The 18,495-nt window shown below is 73.9% G+C and carries 20 protein-coding genes; 11 read left to right on the top strand and 9 right to left on the bottom strand.

Going from position 1 to position 18,495, the window contains the following annotated elements; translation table 11 throughout:
* Positions 1-47: 47 nt before the first annotated feature.
* The 4 genes from ACI79U_RS04925 to ACI79U_RS04910 all read right to left on the bottom strand — a co-directional run bounded on the left by ACI79U_RS04925 (position 48) and on the right by ACI79U_RS04910 (position 4,310).
* Positions 48-1,655 carry a PhnE/PtxC family ABC transporter permease gene (locus ACI79U_RS04925; RefSeq protein ID WP_457067834.1) on the bottom strand — a complete coding sequence of 536 codons (1,608 nt, stop codon included), beginning with the start codon at positions 1,653-1,655 and terminating at the stop codon, positions 48-50.
* Positions 1,652-2,380 carry a phosphonate ABC transporter ATP-binding protein gene (locus tag ACI79U_RS04920; protein WP_457067910.1) on the bottom strand — a complete coding sequence of 243 codons (729 nt, stop codon included), beginning with the start codon at positions 2,378-2,380 and terminating at the stop codon, positions 1,652-1,654. The genes ACI79U_RS04925 and ACI79U_RS04920 overlap by 4 nt, the downstream gene beginning before the upstream one ends.
* A 14-nt stretch (positions 2,381-2,394) precedes the next feature.
* Entirely contained in the window at positions 2,395-3,378 is a 984-nt protein-coding gene (locus ACI79U_RS04915; RefSeq protein WP_457067831.1) for a putative selenate ABC transporter substrate-binding protein, read from the bottom strand.
* Between the two features lie 167 nt (positions 3,379-3,545).
* Positions 3,546-4,310 (bottom strand): SDR family oxidoreductase, encoded by a 765-nt coding sequence (locus ACI79U_RS04910; protein ID WP_457067828.1) that lies wholly within the window; start codon positions 4,308-4,310, stop codon positions 3,546-3,548.
* Between the two features lie 101 nt (positions 4,311-4,411).
* Here ACI79U_RS04910 and ACI79U_RS04905 point away from each other — a divergent pair, with 101 nt between their 5' ends.
* Positions 4,412-5,248 (top strand): helix-turn-helix domain-containing protein, encoded by an 837-nt coding sequence (locus ACI79U_RS04905; protein ID WP_457067825.1) that lies wholly within the window; start codon positions 4,412-4,414, stop codon positions 5,246-5,248.
* An 18-nt stretch (positions 5,249-5,266) separates the two neighbouring features.
* Here ACI79U_RS04905 and ACI79U_RS04900 read toward each other — a convergent pair whose 3' ends face one another.
* Complete coding sequence (locus ACI79U_RS04900; protein WP_457072781.1) at positions 5,267-6,826, bottom strand: GAF domain-containing protein; 1,560 nt, start codon at positions 6,824-6,826, stop codon at positions 5,267-5,269.
* A 149-nt stretch (positions 6,827-6,975) separates the two neighbouring features.
* On the opposite strand from ACI79U_RS04900, the gene ACI79U_RS04895 reads away from it, so the two are divergent.
* The 5 genes from ACI79U_RS04895 (at position 6,976) to ACI79U_RS04875 (ending at position 10,800) form a co-directional block, all read left to right on the top strand.
* The gene (locus tag ACI79U_RS04895; protein ID WP_457067822.1) at positions 6,976-7,347 is read left to right on the top strand and encodes an HIT domain-containing protein; all 372 of its coding nucleotides are present in this window, start codon (positions 6,976-6,978) and stop codon (positions 7,345-7,347) included.
* Positions 7,348-7,439: 92 nt separating this feature from the next.
* A complete protein-coding gene (locus ACI79U_RS04890; RefSeq protein ID WP_457067819.1) occupies positions 7,440-8,570 on the top strand; it encodes a PhoH family protein in 1,131 nt (376 codons plus the stop codon).
* A gap of 5 nt (positions 8,571-8,575) precedes the next feature.
* On the top strand, positions 8,576-9,103 hold the full coding sequence (ybeY, locus tag ACI79U_RS04885) for an rRNA maturation RNase YbeY (RefSeq protein ID WP_457067817.1): 528 nt from the start codon (positions 8,576-8,578) through the stop codon (positions 9,101-9,103).
* Positions 9,100-10,455 carry a hemolysin family protein gene (locus ACI79U_RS04880; RefSeq protein ID WP_457067815.1) on the top strand — a complete coding sequence of 452 codons (1,356 nt, stop codon included), beginning with the start codon at positions 9,100-9,102 and terminating at the stop codon, positions 10,453-10,455. Before ybeY ends, ACI79U_RS04880 begins: the two co-directional genes overlap by 4 nt.
* Positions 10,456-10,461: 6 nt before the next feature.
* Positions 10,462-10,800: a cytidine deaminase gene (locus ACI79U_RS04875; protein WP_457067813.1), complete on the top strand. Its 339-nt coding sequence runs from the start codon at positions 10,462-10,464 to the stop codon at positions 10,798-10,800.
* A 17-nt stretch (positions 10,801-10,817) separates the two neighbouring features.
* Here ACI79U_RS04875 and ACI79U_RS04870 read toward each other — a convergent pair whose 3' ends face one another.
* Positions 10,818-11,414, bottom strand: a complete 597-nt coding sequence (locus tag ACI79U_RS04870; RefSeq protein ID WP_457067811.1) for a hypothetical protein — start codon at positions 11,412-11,414, stop codon at positions 10,818-10,820.
* A 6-nt stretch (positions 11,415-11,420) separates the two neighbouring features.
* Between ACI79U_RS04870 and era the strand changes: the two genes are divergently transcribed.
* The 3 genes from era to ACI79U_RS04855 are packed head-to-tail and all read left to right on the top strand — an operon-like array spanning position 11,421 to position 13,946.
* Positions 11,421-12,392 carry a GTPase Era gene (era, locus tag ACI79U_RS04865; RefSeq protein WP_457067809.1) on the top strand — a complete coding sequence of 324 codons (972 nt, stop codon included), beginning with the start codon at positions 11,421-11,423 and terminating at the stop codon, positions 12,390-12,392.
* Positions 12,393-12,396: 4 nt separating this feature from the next.
* Positions 12,397-13,185, top strand: coding sequence for a DNA repair protein RecO (gene recO, locus ACI79U_RS04860; protein WP_457067807.1), 789 nt, complete (start codon positions 12,397-12,399; stop codon positions 13,183-13,185).
* The gene (locus ACI79U_RS04855; RefSeq protein ID WP_457067805.1) at positions 13,182-13,946 is read left to right on the top strand and encodes an isoprenyl transferase; all 765 of its coding nucleotides are present in this window, start codon (positions 13,182-13,184) and stop codon (positions 13,944-13,946) included. Before recO ends, ACI79U_RS04855 begins: the two co-directional genes overlap by 4 nt.
* A 4-nt stretch (positions 13,947-13,950) precedes the next feature.
* On the opposite strand, the gene ACI79U_RS04850 is transcribed toward ACI79U_RS04855, so the two are convergent.
* Complete coding sequence (locus ACI79U_RS04850; protein WP_457067803.1) at positions 13,951-14,340, bottom strand: Fur family transcriptional regulator; 390 nt, start codon at positions 14,338-14,340, stop codon at positions 13,951-13,953.
* Positions 14,340-14,696, bottom strand: coding sequence for an ArsR/SmtB family transcription factor (locus ACI79U_RS04845; protein WP_457067801.1), 357 nt, complete (start codon positions 14,694-14,696; stop codon positions 14,340-14,342). Before ACI79U_RS04845 ends, ACI79U_RS04850 begins: the two co-directional genes overlap by 1 nt.
* Positions 14,697-14,747: 51 nt before the next feature.
* Here ACI79U_RS04845 and ACI79U_RS04840 point away from each other — a divergent pair, with 51 nt between their 5' ends.
* Positions 14,748-15,023, top strand: a complete 276-nt coding sequence (locus ACI79U_RS04840) for an antibiotic biosynthesis monooxygenase (RefSeq protein WP_457067799.1) — start codon at positions 14,748-14,750, stop codon at positions 15,021-15,023.
* Between the two features lie 408 nt (positions 15,024-15,431).
* Here the strand turns inward: ACI79U_RS04840 and argG are convergent, their stop codons facing one another.
* Positions 15,432-16,880 (bottom strand): argininosuccinate synthase, encoded by a 1,449-nt coding sequence (argG, locus tag ACI79U_RS04835; RefSeq protein WP_457067797.1) that lies wholly within the window; start codon positions 16,878-16,880, stop codon positions 15,432-15,434.
* A 128-nt stretch (positions 16,881-17,008) separates the two neighbouring features.
* Between argG and ACI79U_RS04830 the strand changes: the two genes are divergently transcribed.
* Positions 17,009-18,421 carry a glycine--tRNA ligase gene (locus tag ACI79U_RS04830; protein ID WP_457067795.1) on the top strand — a complete coding sequence of 471 codons (1,413 nt, stop codon included), beginning with the start codon at positions 17,009-17,011 and terminating at the stop codon, positions 18,419-18,421.
* Positions 18,422-18,495: the final 74 nt, after the last annotated feature.

Raw genomic sequence — 18,495 nt, 5'->3', positions numbered from 1 at the left:
CGCGGGCAGCCGAACGCCGATGATCAACCGAGGGCAGGGTCGGCCGGCTACCTCAGCGCCTGCCGGGCGCGGGCGCTGACCAGGTCGACCGCGGCGGTCAGCAGCACGGTCGCCACCAGCACCGTCGTCACCGCGCCCCAGTCGAAGGTGGCCAGCGACGTCGCCAGCAGTGCCCCCAGCCCGCCGGCGCCGAGCAGCCCGATCAGCACGGTGTCCCGGATCGCCACCTCCCACCGGTACAGCGCGTAGGCCAGCACCGGCCCGACCGCCCGCGGCGCCACCCCGTACAGCCAGCCGGCCACCGGTGGCGCTCCCATCGCCGCCAGTGCCGCCCGGGGCCGCGGGTCGAGCTCCTCGGTCGCCTCCGCGGCCAGCCGGCCCAGCACCCCCAGCGTGTAGACGCCCAGCGCCAGCGCCCCGGGCAGCACGCCGGGCAGCAGCACGAACAGCAGCACCAGCGCCCACACCGGCGGCGGCACCGCACGCAGCAGCAGCAACGCCAGCCGGACGACGCTGCCCACCAGCCGGCGCAGCGGACCGGGCCGCCCGGCCGGGTGCGCGGCGATCCCGGCCAGCAGCACCGCCCCGACGGTGGCGACCGCGATCGCGATCACCGACATCTGCAGCGTCTCCACCGCCGCGGCGACCACCGCCCGCAGCAGGCCGGCGTCGGTGTCCGGCGGCCACGCGGCGGACAGCACGTACCGGAGTTGCTCGCCGGTGCGGTCGGAGACCAGCGTCGCGGGGGAGACCGCCAGGTACCACCACGCCCACCCGACCCCGGCGACGGTGACCGCCACCGCGGCGGTGAGCGCCGGGTCGCGCTCGAGCAGGTCCCCCGACGAGCGCGGGGCGGCGACCCGCCGGCGCACCGCCCGCCCGGCCACCACGGCCAGCACGCAGAGGGCGGTGAGTGCGTAGACGCAGGTCCACACCTGCTCCCAGCGCAGGGAGCTGAACGACAACGACAGCTGGTAGCCCAGCCCACCGGCGCCGATCAGCCCGAGCACCACCGCCGACCGCACCGCGCACTCCAGCCGGTAGAAGGAGTACGACAGCAGCCCACCCGACGCCGGCGGCAGCAGCCCGTAGACGACGGCGGCCACCCGCCCCGCGCCGGCGGCGAGCAGCGCGTCGTGCGCACCGCGCGGCACCTCGTCGAGCAGGTCGGCGAACACCTTCGCCGTCACCGCCCCGTACGGGATGCCGATCGCCAGCACGCCCACCCACGGGTCCAGGCCCAGCAGGTTGACCAGCAGCAGGCCCCACACCGCCTCGTGCAGCCCGCGCGGGACGGCGAGGGCGCCGCGGGCCAGCAGCCAGCCGAGGCGCCGCCGTCCCCAGGTGGTGCGGGCGACGGCGACCGCGCCCACCGCCCCGAGCCCGACCGCCAGCGCGGTGCCCAGCGCCGCGTAGGCGATCGTCACCAGCGTCGCGGTGCCGAGCACGGACAGGAAGGCGGGGTCGAGCGAGGGGGAGAGGGCGGCCGCGGCGAACCGGCCGAACTGCGCCGTCCCGGACCGGTTGACCACCTCGCCGGCGAACAGCCCGGCGCCGGCCAGCGCCCAGCCGACGACGGCGAGCGCCCCCAGCCCCCAGGCCCACCGGGCGGGCACCCGCTGCAGCCGGGGCGCGACCGCGGTCAGCACGGTCACCGGGGCGCCCCGTAGAACTCGGCCAGGTCACCGACGGTCAGCCGCTCGGCGGGCGCGTCGAGCACCACCCACCCGTCCACCAGCCCGACCACCCGGGTGCAGTGCCGCAGCGCCAGCGCCGGGTCGTGCAGCGAGGCCACCAGCGCGCCGCCCCGCTCGGTTGCGAGCCCGGCCAGCAGGCCGAGCACCGCGTCGGCGAGCACCGGGTCGAGCGCGGAGGCGGGCTCGTCGGCGAGCACCAGCTCGGGGCCCTGCACCAGCAGCCGGGCCACCGCCACCCGCTGCCGCTGCCCGCCGGACAGCCGTTCGGTGCGCTCGTACGCCCGGTCGGCCAGCCCCACCGCCGCCAGCGCGGCCAGCACCTCCGGCATCCCCTGCGGGCGCACCAGCGACCAGGCCGCCCGGGCCGCCGACCAGTCACCGAGCCGGCCGGCGTTCACGTTGTGCACCACCCGCAGCTGGCCGACCAGCTCCAGGTGCTGGTGCACCGTCCCGACCCGCGCGCGCAGCCGGCGCAGCGCCGGCCCGCGCAGCGCCGCCGGGTCGGCGCCGAGCACCTCCAGCGACCCCGCGGTGGGCAGCACCGAGCCGTTGACCAGCCCGAGCAGCGTCGACTTGCCGGCGCCGGACGGCCCGACCAGCGCCACCCGCTCACCGGCGCCGACGGTCAGGTCGACGCCGGTGAGCGCGGTGGTGCCGCCATAGCGGACCGAGACGCCGTCCAGCCGGAGGACGGCGCTCAGCTGACCAGCCCCAGCTCGCGGCCGATCTCCTCGATCTGCGTGTAGTTCGACGCCTCGGTCGGGATGAACGCCCCGGCGCCGAACAGCTCGAGCACGGCGGCGTCGTCCGGGTCCTCGGCCGACAGCCCGGTGAACCAGTCGGTCAGCCGGCCGGGCAGGTCGTTCCCGACCCGCTCGACGGCCTGCGGACCGAGCAGCCAGTGGTAGTCGTGGTAGGCCGGGGTGCGGGCGTACCGCACCACCGCGGGGTCGACCGCGCCCTCCTCGCTGCGCGAGGTCCACACCTGCTCGTTGAGCACGCCGGCCTGGTAGCTGCCCGACGCGACCAGCGCCAGCGTGGCGTCGTGCGAGCCGGAGAAGCCGGGCCCGCCCGGGAAGCCCGCCGGGTCGACCCCCTGCTGCTGCAGGAACCAGGCCGGCATCAGCCGCCCGGAGGTGGAGGTCTCGCTGCCGTAGGTGAACCGCAGGTCGGCCAGCGGGGTGAGGTCCTCGGACGGCGCGAGCCCGGTGGCGGTGTTGACCACGAACACCGAGTGGAAGTCCTCGTCGATGTCGCGCTGGGCGATCGGCTCGGCGCCGGGGGTCTGCAACCGGGCCTGCACGCCGGTGAGGCCGCCGAACCAGACCAGGTCCAGGTCGCCGGTGCGGAACAGGGAGACGGCGGCGCCGTAGTCGGTCACCGGCTGGTAGGTGACGTCGAGGCCGAGCGCGTCGGACATCGCGTCGGCGACGGTGCCGTGGAGGCGCTGCAGGAGCTCGGGGTCCTGGTCGGGGATGGCGCCGATGGTGAGGGTCGGGCGGCCGCTGGGAGTCGGGGCGGCGGAGCCCCCGGCGTCGGACACGGGGGAGGTGCGGTTCCCGCAGGCGGCCAGCGTGGCGGCCGTGACGGTGGCCGCGGCGCCGGCGAGGAAGCCGCGCCTGCTCAGTTTCCTGTTCGCTTGTACGAGGCCACCCGACCGGACGGCGGAACCGGTGCGCACTACGTCCTCGGGTGCGGCTGCGGAGCGGACATGACGGGACCTCCGGGGATCAGGGGAACGGGCGCACCATCGTCGCCCATGGCCCGGCGCAGCACCACGTCCCCCCCCACCATGTCCGCCCCGCCACCTCCGCCTCGCCGCGCGGGGGTGGGGCAGCACCGACCGCGTCAGCGCTGCGCCGTCGGCTGCACGATCAGCTCGGTGACGTCGACGCCCGCCGGCTGGCCCAGGGCGTAGGAGATGGCCCCGGCGATGACGTCGGGCGGCAGGGTCGTGGCGCGGTAGGTGCGCATGAGGTCGGCGGCCACCGGGTCGGTGATCGAGTCGGCGAGCTCGGTCTCCACCACCCCCGGCGTCACCGTGGTCACCCGGATGCTCGGGTCGACCTCCAGCCGTAGGCCCTCGGTGACCGCCCAGGCCGCGTACTTGGTGGCGCAGTACACCGCCGCGGTGGGGGAGACCCGGTGCGCGCCGACGGAGGCGACGGTCACGAAGTGCCCGGATCCCTGGCGCTGGAAGTGCGGCAGGACGGCGGCGATGCCGTGCAGCAGCCCCCGGAGGTTGACGTCGATCATCCGCTCCCACTCCTCGACGAGCAGCGCGTCCAGCCGGGACAGCGGCATCACCCCGGCGTTGCTCACCAGCACGTCGACCCGGCCGTGCTCGCGCACCACCCCGTCGACCAGGGCGCGCACGTCGCCGGCGTCGGTCACGTCGAGCGGGTGGTGCTCGGCGGACCCGCCGGCCGCCCGGATCCGGTCGGTGACCTCGCGGAGCCGGTCCTCCCGCCGGGCGCCCAGCACGAGGTGGTGCCCCTCGGCGGCCAGCCGCAGCGCGGTGGCCGCGCCGATCCCGCTGCTCGCGCCGGTCAGCACCACCACCTTCCCGGGGGTGGGTGTGGTGAGGGGGTCAGAGGGCGCTGTGTCGGTCATGGCGACCACCGTCTCGGCGATGTCCGCCCCGGACCAGGCTGCGCCGTGCCTGGGAGAACCGCACCCACCCACGGCGGCACCGGGCGACCTACGGTCGGGTCATGGCCTCCGCACTGGGTGACTTCCTGCGAGCCCGGCGCGCCGGGGTGACCCCCGGTCAGCTCGGCCTGGCGACCCACGGGGTGCGCCGGGTGGCCGGGCTGCGGCGGGAGGAGGTCGCGATGCTCGCCGAGGTCAGCGTCGACTACTACACGCGGCTGGAGCAGGGCCGCGAGCGGAGCCCCTCGGCGCAGGTCCTCGATGCCCTCGCCCAGGCGCTGCAGCTGTCCGAGGACGGCCGCCAGCACGCCTACCGGCTGGCCGGGCTGAGCCCGCGCCCGACGTGGGAGCCGGTGCCGGAGCGGGTCGACCCGGCCCTGCTGGAGCTGATGGACCGGTGGCCGGACACCCCGGCGCTGGTGCTGGGCCGGGCCTACGACGTGCTGGCCGCCAACCAGCTGGGCGACGCGTTGTTCCGGGGTTTCCCGACCGCGCGGAACCTGGTCCTCGCGCTGTTCCTGGACCCGGCCGCGCGCGGCTTCTACGCCGGCTGGCCGGCCGCGGCCGCCGCCACCGTCGCCGGCTTCCGCCTGGCCCAGGGGTCCTGGGGCGACGCGCCCCGCATCCGCGCGGTCGTCGACCGGCTCCAGCGGGAGAGCCCGGAGTTCGCCCGGCTGTGGGCGCGCAACGACGCCCGGGGCAAGTCGATGGAGGTCAAGCGGTTCGTCCACCCCGAGGTCGGCCCGCTCACCCTGCGCATGCAGTCCTTCGACGTCCGGGCCACCCCCGGCCAGCAGCTGGTCGTCTACCACGCCGAGCCGGGCTCGCCCAGCGCCGAGGGGCTGGCCCTGCTCGGCTCGCTGACCGCCACCCGCAGCCAGGGCCGGCCGGCCGGCTGACCTCCGGCCGGCCGGGTGTCAGCCCAGCTCGACGATGCTGCGCGTGACGCCGGCCTGCTCGGTGAGGACCGCGCCGATGTGCTGCTGGGTCTCGTTGATCCGGCCGACGATCTCCTGGATCGAGGTGAGCGCGCCGACGACGTTCTGCACGTCGCCCTGGATGGTGGCCACCCGGCTGCTGACGTCCTCGGTGGCCTGCGCGGTCTCCCGGGCCAGCTCCTTGACCTCCCCGGCGACGACCGCGAAGCCCTTGCCGGCGTCACCGGCGCGCGCGGCCTCGATGGTGGCGTTGAGGGCGAGCAGGTTGGTCTGCTCGGCGATCCCGTTGATCACCTTGACCACCTTGTCGATCTCCGCGCTGGAGCGGCCGAGCCCGGCGACGAAGTCGCTGGCCTCCCCGGCGACCCGCTGCCCGTCGCCGGCGACCTGGGTGGCCTCGGCGACGTTGCGCTGGACCTCGTCGATGGAGGCGACCATCTCCCGGCCGGCGTCGGCGATGCGGGTGGCCGCGGCGAGCCGCTCCATCGTCTGGCCGATGAGGAAGGCGGTGTTGCGCAGGGCGTCCTTGCGGCTGTCGGCCATGATCAGCGTCCGCTTGGCGAAGAAGTCCATCGTGCCCACGATGCGCCCGCCGACCACGATCGGCAGGCACACGCCGGACCGCACGCCCGCGGCCCGGGCCGAGGGCGCCCGGACGCAGTCGGTGACCGAGCCCAGGTCCTCCACGAAGACCAGGTCCTGCGCGGCCCAGGTGCGCCCGGCCACGCCGACGCCCTTGGCGAAGCCCGCATCGCGGCTCACCGCGTGGAACTCGGTGCCCAGGTCGCCGGACTCCAGGGAGAGCACCAGCGCGCCGCGGTCGTCGTCCAGGCGCCAGTAGGAGCCGTAGTGCCAGTCGAACTCGCGCCGGATCGTGTCCAGCGCGGTGGTGACCGCGCCCTCGGCGCTGGTCGCCCGGCTCAACGCCCGCAGCAGGGTGGTGGTGGCCGCGACGTCGCCGGCGGCGCGCTTCTGGTCGGCGGCCTCGGCGACCCGGCCGAACGCCTGGGACACCAGCAGGCCGACGGCGCGCAGCGCGGCCAGCCGCTCCGCCGACGGGCACAGGGTGTCGGTGGTGAAGAAGTCCATCGTGCCGATGACCTGGCCCTGGCGCGTGACCGGGAAGCACACCCCGCTGCGCACCCCCGCCCGCTGGGCGGCGGGAGCGCGGACGCAGTCGGTCATCTCGCCCAGGTCGGCCACGAAGAACAGGTCCCGGCTCTGCCAGGCGCGGCCGGAGAGCCCCACCCCCTCGGCGAAGGAGGCGGTCAGGGTCACCTCGCGGAACTCCTGACCGGCGGTGCCGGACTCGACGGCGAAGTGCAGGGCGTGGTCGTCGGGGGAGATCCGCCAGTAGGAGCCGTAGGCCCAGCCGAACTCCTCCCGCACCGTGTCCAGCGCGGCCCGGGCCACCTCGTCCTCGGTCCTGGCGCCGCCCAGGGCGACCAGCACCCGGGTGACCGCGGTGACGTCCGAGCGCGCCTCCGCCAGCAGGGCGGTGGTGTCCTCACCCGCTTGCCGGTTCGCTCCGAACCTCATCGCTCGCACTCCTGACGCCGGGGACGGTGGGATCCGTCCCACGACCTCTCGGCAGGCCGGCCCGCCGACTTGACCGCAGGGCACCGAATTGCGCACCACGCAACCACCGTCGTCGTTCCGCATCCCCACCCGGCACTACGGTTGCCGGCATGACCGGGTCCAGCAGCGACTGCCTGTTCTGCCGCATGGTCGCCGGGGAGATCGCCCCCGACGTCGTCCGGGAGACCGACCGCACCCTGGCGTTCCGGGACATCTCCCCGCAGGCGCCCACCCACGTCCTCGTCGTCCCCCGGGACCACCACCCGACGATCGGTGGGCTGGCCGCCGCCGACCCGGCGCTGGCCGCCGAGCTGCTGGCCGCCGCGCAGGCGGTCGCGGAGCAGGAGGGGCTGGCGACGGCGGGGAGCCCCGAGCCCGGCTGGCGGCTGGTGGTCAACAGCGGGCCGGACGGCGGGCAGACCGTGCACCACGTGCACCTGCACGTGCTCGGTGGCCGGGGGATGACCTGGCCCCCGGGGTGATCCGCCGCTGCGCCGGCCCGGCCGGGGGAGCGTGGCGCGGGTAGACTCGCGGAGGTCACAGCCCCGTCGCAGGAAGGCAGGGTCGAGCGTACTTGCCCGACACCTCACCAGACGCCGTTCCGGCCGCCCTCAACACATCGGCCCGTGAGCTGTCCGCGCGTGCCGCGGCAGCCGGCGTCTCGGACAGCGCGGCCGCACCGGCGGCCGTCCGCACCGCCATCACCGTTCCCGAGACCGTCTCCATGGTCGCCCTGCTCGGCTCCGGGGACGAGCTCCTCCGCCTGGTCGAGGACGAGCTCGTCGCCGACGTCCACGTGCGCGGCAACGAGATCGCCGTCACCGGCCAGCCGGCGGACAACGCCTTCGCCGTCCGGGTCTTCGACGAGCTGATCGCCCTGCTCGCCACCGGCCAGGTGCTCCGGCCCGACTCGGTCCGCCGGGTCGTCGCGATGCTCAAGGCCGGCGGCTCCGAGCGCCCGGCCGACGTGCTCAGCCTGGACATCATCAGCCGCCGCGGCCGCACGATCCGGCCCAAGACGCTGAACCAGAAGCGCTACGTCGACGCGATCGACACCCACAGCGTGGTCTTCGGCATCGGTCCGGCCGGCACCGGCAAGACCTACCTGGCGATGGCCAAGGCCGTGCAGGCGCTGCAGACCAAGCAGGTCAACCGGATCATCCTGACCCGCCCCGCGGTCGAGGCCGGTGAGCGGCTGGGCTACCTGCCCGGGTCGCTGTCGGACAAGATCGACCCGTACCTGCGCCCGCTCTACGACGCGCTGCACGACATGGTCGACCCCGAGTCGATCCCGCGGCTCATGCAGGCGGGCACCATCGAGGTCGCGCCGCTGGCCTACATGCGCGGCCGCACGCTGAACGACGCGTTCGTCATCCTCGACGAGGCGCAGAACACCACCGCCGAGCAGATGAAGATGTTCCTCACCCGGCTCGGGTTCGGCTCCCGGATGGTCGTCACCGGCGACGTCACCCAGGTCGACCTGCCCGGTGGTGCGCAGAGCGGCCTGCGGGTGGTCCGGGACATCCTGCAGGGCGTCGACGACGTGCACTTCTCGATGCTGAGCAGCTCCGACGTGGTGCGCCACCGCCTGGTCGGCGACATCGTCGACGCCTACGAGCGGTGGGACGTCGCCCGGCAGAGCGCGACCGGGGCCGATGCCGGTCCGTCCCGGGCGGCCCGCCCCCGCCGGCAGCAGGGGAGCTGACCGCCGTGCCCGTCGAGGTCGCCAACGAGTCCGAGATCGCCGTCGACCAGGACGCGCTGGCCGGCGTCTGTCGCTACGTTCTCGACAGCCTGGACGTCAGCCCGCTGGCCGAGCTGTCGGTGCTCTGCGTCGACGTCGACTACATGGCCACCCTGCACGAGCGGTGGATGGGGGAGAAGGGGCCGACCGACGTCCTCGCCTTCCCGATGGACGAGCTGGACACCGGCCGTCCCGACGACCCCGAGCCGGGCCCGGCCCTGCTCGGCGACGTCGTGCTCTGCCCGGCCGTGGCGGTCCGCCAGGCGCGGGCCGCCGGCCACTCGATGGCCGACGAGCTGCTGCTGCTGGCCACCCACGGCGTGCTCCACCTGCTGGGCTACGACCACATGCAGCCCGACGAGGAGAAGGAGATGTTCGGCCTGCAGTCCTCGCTGCTGGAGGGCTGGCGCTCCGTACCCCGCGTACCGATCACCGGGGAACCGGCGACCGGGGAACCGGCGACCGGCGAGCCCCAGGAGCCGGGGGTCCGATGAGCACGACAGCGATCGTCCTGCTGGTGATCGCCGTCCTCCTCGTCCTGCTCGCCGGTGTCTTCGGCGCGCTCGACGCCGCCCTGCAGCGGCTGTCCCCGGCCGGGGTCGAGGAGCTCCGTCGCGACGGGGTCAAGCGGGCGCCCGCGCTGTCGGAGGTCATGGCGGAGCGGGCGCGGCACGTGGCCCTGCTCCTGCTGCTGCGGATCGTCTGCGAGATGACCGCCGCGGTGGTGGTCGCCGTCGTGCTCTACGACCTGGTCGAGGGCCTGGCCGCGGGGATCGCCAGTGCCGCCGCCGTCATGACGGTGGTGAGCTACGTGCTCGTCGGCGTCGGCCCCCGCACGCTGGGCCGCCAGCACGCCTACCCGATCGGGCTGGCGGCGGCCGGGCTGATCCGGCTGCTCGGCCGGCTGCTGGGCCCGGTGGCCACGCTGCTGATCCTGATCGGCAACGCCATCACCCCGGGCCGCGGCTACCGCGACGGACCGTTCTCCAGCGAGGTCGAGCTGCGTGAGCTGGTCGACATGGCCGAGGAGCGCGGCGTCGTGGAGGCCGGCGAGCGGAACATGATCCACGGCGTCTTCGAGCTCGGTGACACCATCGCCCGCGAGGTGATGGTGCCCCGCCCCGACGTGGTGTGGATCGAGCGCGGCAAGAACCTGCGCCAGGCGATGGCGCTCAGCCTGCGCAGCGGGTTCTCCCGCATCCCGGTGATCGGGGAGAACGTCGACGACATCATCGGCGTGGTCTTCCTCAAGGACCTGGTCCGCCGGTCGCAGGGGCTCGCCTCCGGTGACCCGGGCCCGCAGGTCGAGGACCTGATGCGCCCGGCCACCTTCGTGCCGGAGTCCAAGCCGGTCGACGAGCTGCTGCGGGAGATGCAGGCTTCGCGCACCCACATGGCCGTCGTCGTCGACGAGTACGGCGGCTTCGCCGGCCTGGTCACCATCGAGGACATCCTCGAGGAGATCGTCGGCGAGATCGACGACGAGCACGACACCGTGCAGCGCCCGCCCGTCGAGGAGCTGCCCGACGGGTCGGTGCGGATCACCGCGCGGCTGCCGGTCGAGGACCTCGCCGACCTGTTCAAGGTCGAGCTGCCCGACGACGACGGGGTGGAGACCGTGGGCGGGCTGCTCGCCCGGGAGATCGGCATGGTGCCGATCGAGGGGTCGGCCGCCGAGGTCGGTGGGCTGCACCTGCTCGCGGAGAGCACCGGCGGGCGGCGGAACCAGATCGACACCATCCTGGTCAACCGGGTGCCCGAGCCCGGCTCGGACGACGACGGCGACACCGAGGACGACGTCGCCACCACCGCCCGGCAGCCCGAGCCGGCCACCGTGGAATCCTGACGCCTCGTGAGCGCTGCTGAACTGGATCCCGAGGACGCCAAGCTGATCACCCTGGCCCGCTCCGCGCGCGGCCGCACCGGTGCCGCCGAGGGGGCCGCGGTCCGCGACACCGACGGGCGCACCTACCTGGCCGCCACCGTGGCGCTGCCCTCGCTGCAGCTGACCGCGCTGCAGGCGGCCGTCGCCGCTGCCGTCTCCAGCGGGGTCGAGGGGCTGGAGGCCGCGGCCGTGGTCAGCGACGCGGAGTCGGTCGAGACGGCCGGGCTCGCCGCGGTGCACGACCTGACCGCGTCCGCGCCGGTGCTGCTGGCCGGCCCGGACGGCACCCTCCGCGGTCGGGGCTGACGCCCCGCCGCACCGGCTCAGGCCAGCGGGCGGCCGAGGGCGTCGGCGAAGGCCTCGGGGTCGCGCACCCGCACGGTGAACGCCTCCTCGGTCTGCCCGTCCATGCCCAGGTGCCGCACGCTGACCCGGGTGCGCCCGGGCCACCAGCCACCGCGCCGGCGCGCCTTCGGCCAGTCGGCCGGCGGCGCGCCGAGCACGACCTCCTGGACCAGCACCCGCGGCACGATGCGGAACGAGGAGACCTGCCGCAGCCCCGCGATGTCGGTGGAGACCCCGGCGTCGGAGACGGTGAGCCGGCCGGTCGACCCCGCGACCACCAGCGCCGCCAGCGCCAGCGCGATCGGCAGCTCGTCGGCGACCGCCGCGCCACCCTCCCGCCAGGCGAGCACGCCCAGCCACACGGCGAGGCCGAGCGCGGTCAGGGCGACCACCAGTGGACCGGCCGGGTCGTACTGCCAGTAGCGCAGCGGGGCGGGGGTGACGGTGACCGAGCGCTTCGGGCCGCGGGCGGCGAAGTAGCCGTAGCTGGTGACCTGGGTGACGTGCCGCTCGCGGTCGCGCGCGGCCGTCACCGTCAGCGGTTCGCCCTGCTCGCGTCGGGACCGGGGAGGCATGCGCCCATGATCGCAGCCGTCCCCGCCGGGCTGTCGGTGCGCAGTGGGAGACTGCTGCACGTGACCGACACCGACCAGCCGCCCTACCGGAGCGGCTTCGCCTGCCTGGTGGGCCGGCCGAACGCCGGCAAGACCACGCTGACGAACGCGCTGGTGGGCGAGAAGGTCGGCATCGTCAGCAACCGGCCGCAGACCACCCGGCACGCCATCCGCGGGGTGGTGCACCGCCCGGCCGGCCAGCTGGTGCTGGTCGACACCCCGGGGCTGCACAAGCCCAAGAGCCTGCTCGGCCAGCGGCTCAACGACGTCGTCCGCGACACGCTGTCCGAGGTCGACGTCATCGTCTTCTGCATCCCCGCCGACCAGCCGGTCGGCGCCGGGGACACGTTCATCGCCCGGCAGCTCAGGGAGGTCTCCACCCCGATCGTGCTGGTGGTGACCAAGACCGACGCGGCCAGCAAGAAGGCCATCACCGAGCAGCTCGTCGCGGCCAGCAAGCTGGTCGAGGCGCGCGAGATCGTGCCGGTCAGCGCGGTCGCCGGTGACCAGGTCACGCTGCTGGAGGACCTGCTGATCGGGATGCTGCCCGAGGGGCCGCCGATGTACCCCGAGGAGCAGACCACCGACGAGGACGTCGAGCGGCAGATCACCGAGCTGGTGCGCGAGGCTGCGCTGGAGAAGGTGCGGCAGGAGGTGCCGCACTCCCTGGCGGTCACCGTCGAGGAGATCCACCGCAAGCCCGACCCGCGCGACCCCGGGGCGGTCTTCACCGAGATCCACGCGTTGCTGCACGTCGAGCGCCCCACCCAGAAGCCGATGCTGCTGGGCAAGGGCGGGCAGACGATCAAGGCCATCGGCAGCGAGGCCCGGGTCGGGCTGGAGACGCTGCTGGGTGGCCGGGTGCACCTGGCCCTGCACGTCACGGTGCTCGGTGAGTGGCAGGACGACCCGAAGAAGCTCAACCGGCTGGGCTATTGAGCCGGTGAGCACCACACCGCAGTCGCTCTACCGCGACGAGGGGATCGTGCTGCGCACCCAGAAGCTGGGTGAGGCCGACCGGATCGTCACCGTGCTCACCCGGCGCACCGGCAAGGTGCGCGCGGTGGCCAAGGGCGTGCGCCGAACCAAGAGCAAGTTCGGCGCCCGGCTGGAGCCGTTCAGCCACGTCGACCTGCAGCTCTACACCGGGCGGAACCTCGACGTGGTCAGCCAGGCCGAGTCGATCCGCGCCTACGGGCCCGCGGTGGTCGGCGACTACCGCGCCTACACCGCGGGGACGGCGGTGCTGGAGACCGCCGACCGGCTGACGGTGGAGGAGAAGGAGCCCGCGCTGCGGATGTTCCTGCTCGTCGTCGGCGCCCTGCGCACCCTGGCCGAGGGGGTCAAGCCGCCGCCGCTGGTGCTGGACGCCTTCCTGCTGCGCGCCATGTCGGTGGCCGGCTGGGAGCCGGCGCTCGGTGACTGCGCGCGCTGCGGCGAGGAGGGCCCGCACCGGCACTTCTCCGTACCGGCCGGTGGCACCGTGTGCCCGGCCTGCCGTCCCACCGGCTCGGCGATGCCCAGCCCGGTGACCGTCGAGCTGCTGGAGGCGTTGTTGACCGGCGACTGGGTGCGGGCCGAGGCCAGCCAGGGGATCAACCGGCGGGAGGGCAGCGGGCTGGTCGCGGCGATGCTGCAGTGGCACCTGGAGCGGGGCCTGCGCTCGCTGCCGCTGGTCGACCGCACCGAGGCTCCCCGTCCCGTCGTGACCGGCACCGAGGTCTCGCCGTGAGGCGCGAGGTGAAGGCGCCGAACCCGCACCCCTCGGGGGTCACCCCGCCGGACATCCCGGCCGACCGGGTGCCGCACCACGTCGCGATCGTGATGGACGGCAACGGTCGCTGGGCCAAGCAGCAGGGGCTGCCGCGCACCGCCGGGCACGAGGCGGGGGAGTCCTCGCTGTTCGACTGCGTCGAGGGCGCGATCGAGCTGGGCATCGGGGCGATCAGCGCCTACGCCTTCTCCACCGAGAACTGGCGGCGCAGCCCCGAGGAGGTCCGCTTCCTGATGGGCTTCAACCGGGACGTGATCCGGCGCCGCCGTGACGAGATGCACGAGCTCGGGGTGCGGGTGCGCTGGGCGGGGCGTCGTCCCAGGCTCTGGCGCAGCGTCATCAAGGAGCTCGAGGTCGCCGAGGAGCTGACCCGGGACAACGACGTCCTGACGCTGACCATGTGCGTCAACTACGGCGGCCGGGCCGAGATCGCCGATGCGGCCGCCGCGATCGCCCGCGAGGTCGCCGCCGGCCGGCTCAAGCCGGACAAGGTCGACGAGCAGACCGTGGCCCGCTTCCTCGACGAGCCGGACATGCCCGACGTCGACCTGTTCGTGCGCAGCTCGGGGGAGAACCGGACGAGCAACTTCCTGCTGTGGCAGTCCGCCTACGCCGAGCTGGTCTTCCTGGACACGCTGTGGCCCGACTTCGACCGCCGGCACCTGTGGCAGGCCTGCGAGGAGTACGCCAGCCGCCAGCGCCGCTTCGGCAGCGCCTGAGGCGTCAGTCGGCCTGCGCGCGGCAGGCCGAGCAGGTGCCCATGATCTCCAGGGTGTGGCTGACGTCGGAGAACCCGTGCTCGCCGGCGACCCGGTCGGCCCACTGCTCCACCGCCGGCCCGGCCACCTCCACGGTGCGCCCGCACGAGCGGCAGACCAGGTGGTGGTGGTGCTGGGCGCTGCACCGGCGGTACAGCGCCTCGCCGGAGTCGGTGCGGATGGAGTCCAGCTCGCCGTCGTCGGCCAGCGCCTGGACCGCGCGGTAGACCGTGGACAGCCCCACCGAGTCACCGGAGGTGCGCAGCTGGGCGTGCACCTCCTGCGCGCTGTGGAAGCCGTCGAGGGAGTCGAAGACCGCGGCGACGGCGGCGCGCTGGCGGGTGGTGCGGGCCATCAGACGTTCTCCTCGGTGCTCTCCCGGTGCGCGGCGGTCCCGCGGTGCCCGGCGTGGGCGATCGCGTCCCGCACGATGTGGGCCACGTGCCCGTCGACCAGCCGGTAGTCGACCTCCCGGTGCCGGCGCACGCCGGTGACCAGGCCGGCTCCGCGCAGCACGCGCAGGTGCTGGGAGACCAGCGGCTGCGGCACGCCGAGGGCGTCGACCAGCTGGTGCACGCAGCGGGAGCCGTGCTCGTCGAGCAGGGCGACGATGGACAGCCGGAGCGGGAAGGCCAGCGCGGTGAGCAGCTCGCTGGCGGCGAGCACGTCGGCTGGGATGGTCCGGCTGGGGGTGGTGACGGCCGCGGACATGACATCATCCTCCACGCACATGAGAACGGTTGTCAATCAGAGGAGGTCGCGGTGTTCGCCGTCACCCGGTTGCGCGCCCCCGCCGACGACGTCCCGGCGCTGGTCGCCGCGGCGACCGACCTGCTGGCGGCGCTGCGCGTCCGGCCCGGCTTCCGGGACGGCGCGCTCGGCCGGGCGGCCGACGACCCGGAGCTGCTCGCGCTGTGGACCGCGTGGGACGGCGTCGGCACCTACCGCCGGGCGTTGTCCGCCCCCGAGGTGAAGCTCGCCGGCGCGCCGGTGTGGGTGCACGCCCTCGACGAGCCCGGCGCCTACCTCACCGACTGAGCCCGGTCAGGGCAGCTCGAACCCGGCGACCAGGTGGCGCAGCGGTGGTCGCGCTCTGCTCCTCCACCGCCGAGGCGATGGTCTGCCGGAAGTCGTTGACCTGCTCGACGATGCCGGCGATCCCGGAGATGGCGGCGGCCGCGCCGGCGGTGTCGGCCTGGATCGCGTCGACCCGGGCCGCCTCGATGGTCGCGTTCAGCGCGAGCAGGTTGGTCTGCTCGGCGATCGGGGTGTTGACCGCGACCAGTTACCACCCGTCCCGAGCGCTGCGCCGGGACGTCCTCGATCCGGTACCGCCCGGCCCCGCTGCAGGGGCCTGCGCCGAGCCTGCAAGGCGTGGGGCAGCGGTCAGGTCCCGCCCGAGGCTCGCCCCGAGCCTGCGAGAGGCGAGGAGGACGGGGTCCTTCCTCAGTCGGTGCCGGACTCCATCGCGGCCCGGTCGAGCAGCTCGTCGTTCGGGGAGACCTCGCCGCGCGAGGCGATCGCCTCGGCGCCGCCCGCCTGCGAGGCGTCGATCAGCCCGGTGGACGCCGCCTGCGCGGCGCCGATGGACGTCGGGGTCGCGCCGCCGACCATGCCCATCCGGGCGTACTGCTCCAGCTTGGCGCGCGAGTCGGCGATGTCCAGGTTCCGCATGGTCAGCTGGCCGATCCGGTCGACCGGGCCGAACGCGGAGTCGACCGTCCGCTCCATGGAGAGCTTGTCCGGGTGGTAGCTGAACGCCGGGCCGGAGGTGTCCAGGACCGAGTAGTCCTCACCGCGCCGCAGCCGCACCGTGACCTCCCCGGAGACCGCCATGCCGACCCAGCGCTGCAGCGACTCGCGCAGCATCATCGCCTGCGGGTCCAGCCAGCGGCCCTCGTACATCAGCCGGCCCAGCCGCCGTCCCTCGCTGTGGTAGTTGGCCAGCGTGTCCTCGTTGTGGATCGCGTTGACCAGCCGCTCGTAGACGATGTGCAGCAGCGCCATCCCCGGCGCCTCGTAGATGCCGCGGCTCTTGGCCTCGATGATCCGGTTCTCGATCTGGTCGGACATGCCCAGCCCGTGCCGGCCGCCGATGGCGTTGGCCTCCAGGACCAGGTCGACGGCGGAGGGGAACTCCTTGCCGTTGATGCTGACCGGCCGGCCGTACTCGAAGCCGACGGTGACGTCCTCGGCGGCGATCTCCACCGCCGGGTCCCAGAACTTCACGCCCATGATCGGCTCGACGGTCTCGATGCCGGTGTCCAGGTGCTCCAGGGTCTTGGCCTCGTGGGTGGCGCCCCAGATGTTGGCGTCGGTGGAGTAGGCCTTCTCGGCACTGTCCCGGTAGGGGAGGCCGTGGGCGACCAGCCACTCCGACATCTCCTTGCGCCCGCCGAGCTCGGTGACGAAGTCGGCGTCCAGCCACGGCTTGTAGATCCGCAGCCCGGGGTTGGCCAGCAGGCCGTAGCGGTAGAACCGCTCGATGTCGTTGCCCTTGTAGGTGGAGCCGTCGCCCCAGATCTGGACGTCGTCCTCGAGCATGGCCCGGACCAGCAGGGTGCCGGTGACCGCGCGGCCCAGCGGGGTGGTGTTGAAGTAGCTGCGGCCGCCGGAGCGGATGTGGAAGGCGCCGCAGGTCAGTGCGGCCAGGCCCTCCTCGACCAGGGCGGCCTTGCAGTCGACCAGCCGGGCGATCTCCGCGCCGTAGGCGGTGGCCCGGCCGGGCACCGAGGCGATGTCGGGTTCGTCGGCCTGGCCGATGTCGGCCGTGTAGGTACACGGGACGGCGCCCTTGTCGCGCATCCACGCGACCGCCACGGAGGTGTCGAGGCCGCCGGAGAAGGCGATCCCGACGCGGTCGCCGACGGGCAGGGAAGTGAGCACCTTGGACACGGGTAAGAGTATGCACACTCCTGCATGGCCATGCAAAGTCGGGGGTGTCCGGTGGCCGGGAGGGTCGCCGGGGGCGGCGACTAGCGTCTAGGGGTCACCCCGCCGACCGCCAGCCGGATGGAGCCCTCGTGCCCAGCGACGCCCAGTCCCCCCGTACCGCCGACCCCGCCCGCCTGGACAAGGTGGTCAACCTCTGCAAGCGCCGGGGGATCGTCTTCCCGTCCGGGGAGATCTACGGCGGCACCCGCTCCGCCTGGGACTACGGCCCGCTCGGCGTGGAGCTCAAGGAGAACATCAAGCGCCAGTGGTGGCGCACCGTCGTCCAGCGCCGGGACGACGTCGTCGGCCTGGACTCCTCGGTCATCCTGCCCCGCCAGGTGTGGGTCGCCTCCGGCCACGTCGGTGTCTTCACCGACCCGCTGACCGAGTGCCAGAACTGCCACAAGCGGTTCCGCGCGGACCACCTCGAAGAGGCCTACGAGGAGAAGAAGGGCCGGGCGCCGGCCAACGGGCTGACCGACATCACCTGCCCCAACTGCGGCGTGACCGGGTCCTGGACCGAGCCGCGCGACTTCAACATGATGCTGAAGACCCACCTCGGCCCGGTCGAGGACGAGGCGGGGCTGCACTACCTGCGCCCGGAGACCGCGCAGGGCATCTTCGTCAGCTTCGCCAACGTGATGGGCGCGGCGCGGAAGAAGCCGCCGTTCGGCATCGGCCAGATCGGCAAGTCCTTCCGCAACGAGATCACCCCGGGCAACTTCATCTTCCGCACCCGCGAGTTCGAGCAGATGGAGATGGAGTTCTTCGTCCAGCCCGGCACCGACGCCGAGTGGCACCAGTACTGGATCGACGAGCGCACCCGCTGGTACACCGACCTGGGCATCGACCCGGAGAACCTGCGGCACTACGAGCACCCGAAGGAGAAGCTGAGCCACTACTCGACGCGGACCGTCGACATCGAGTACCGGTTCGGCTTCCAGGGCTCGGAGTGGGGCGAGCTGGAGGGCATCGCCAACCGCACCGACTTCGACCTGAAGACCCACTCGGAGCACTCCGGCTCCGACCTGTCCTACTTCGACCAGGCCGCCAACGAGCGGTGGACGCCGTACGTGATCGAGCCGGCCGCCGGCCTGACCCGCTCGCTGATGGCGTTCCTGGTCGACGCCTACACCGAGGACGAGGCGCCCAACGCCAAGGGCGGCATCGACACCCGCACGGTGCTCAAGCTCGACCCGCGGCTCGCACCGGTGAAGGCCGCCGTCCTGCCGCTGTCGCGCAACGCCGACCTCTCGCCCAAGGCCCGCGACCTGGCCGCCGAGCTGCGCCGGAACTGGAACGTCGACTTCGACGACGCCGGCGCCATCGGCCGGCGCTACCGGCGGCAGGACGAGGTCGGCACCCCGTTCTGCATCACCGTCGACTTCGACACGCTCGAGGACGACGCGGTGACCATCCGGGAGCGCGACGCGATGACCCAGGAGCGCGTGGCGCTGGACCAGGTCGTCGGCTACCTCGGCGCCCGCCTCCCCGGCTGCTGACCGCCGCTCGGCGGTCCCGAGATCGGGCTGGGCGTCGCCTCCCCTCTGCGGAGGCAGCGTCCAGCCCGATCTCG

It is taken from the genome of Modestobacter sp. SYSU DS0904 (genome assembly GCF_054051115.1).
This window is presented reverse-complemented; position numbering and strand designations above follow the sequence as displayed.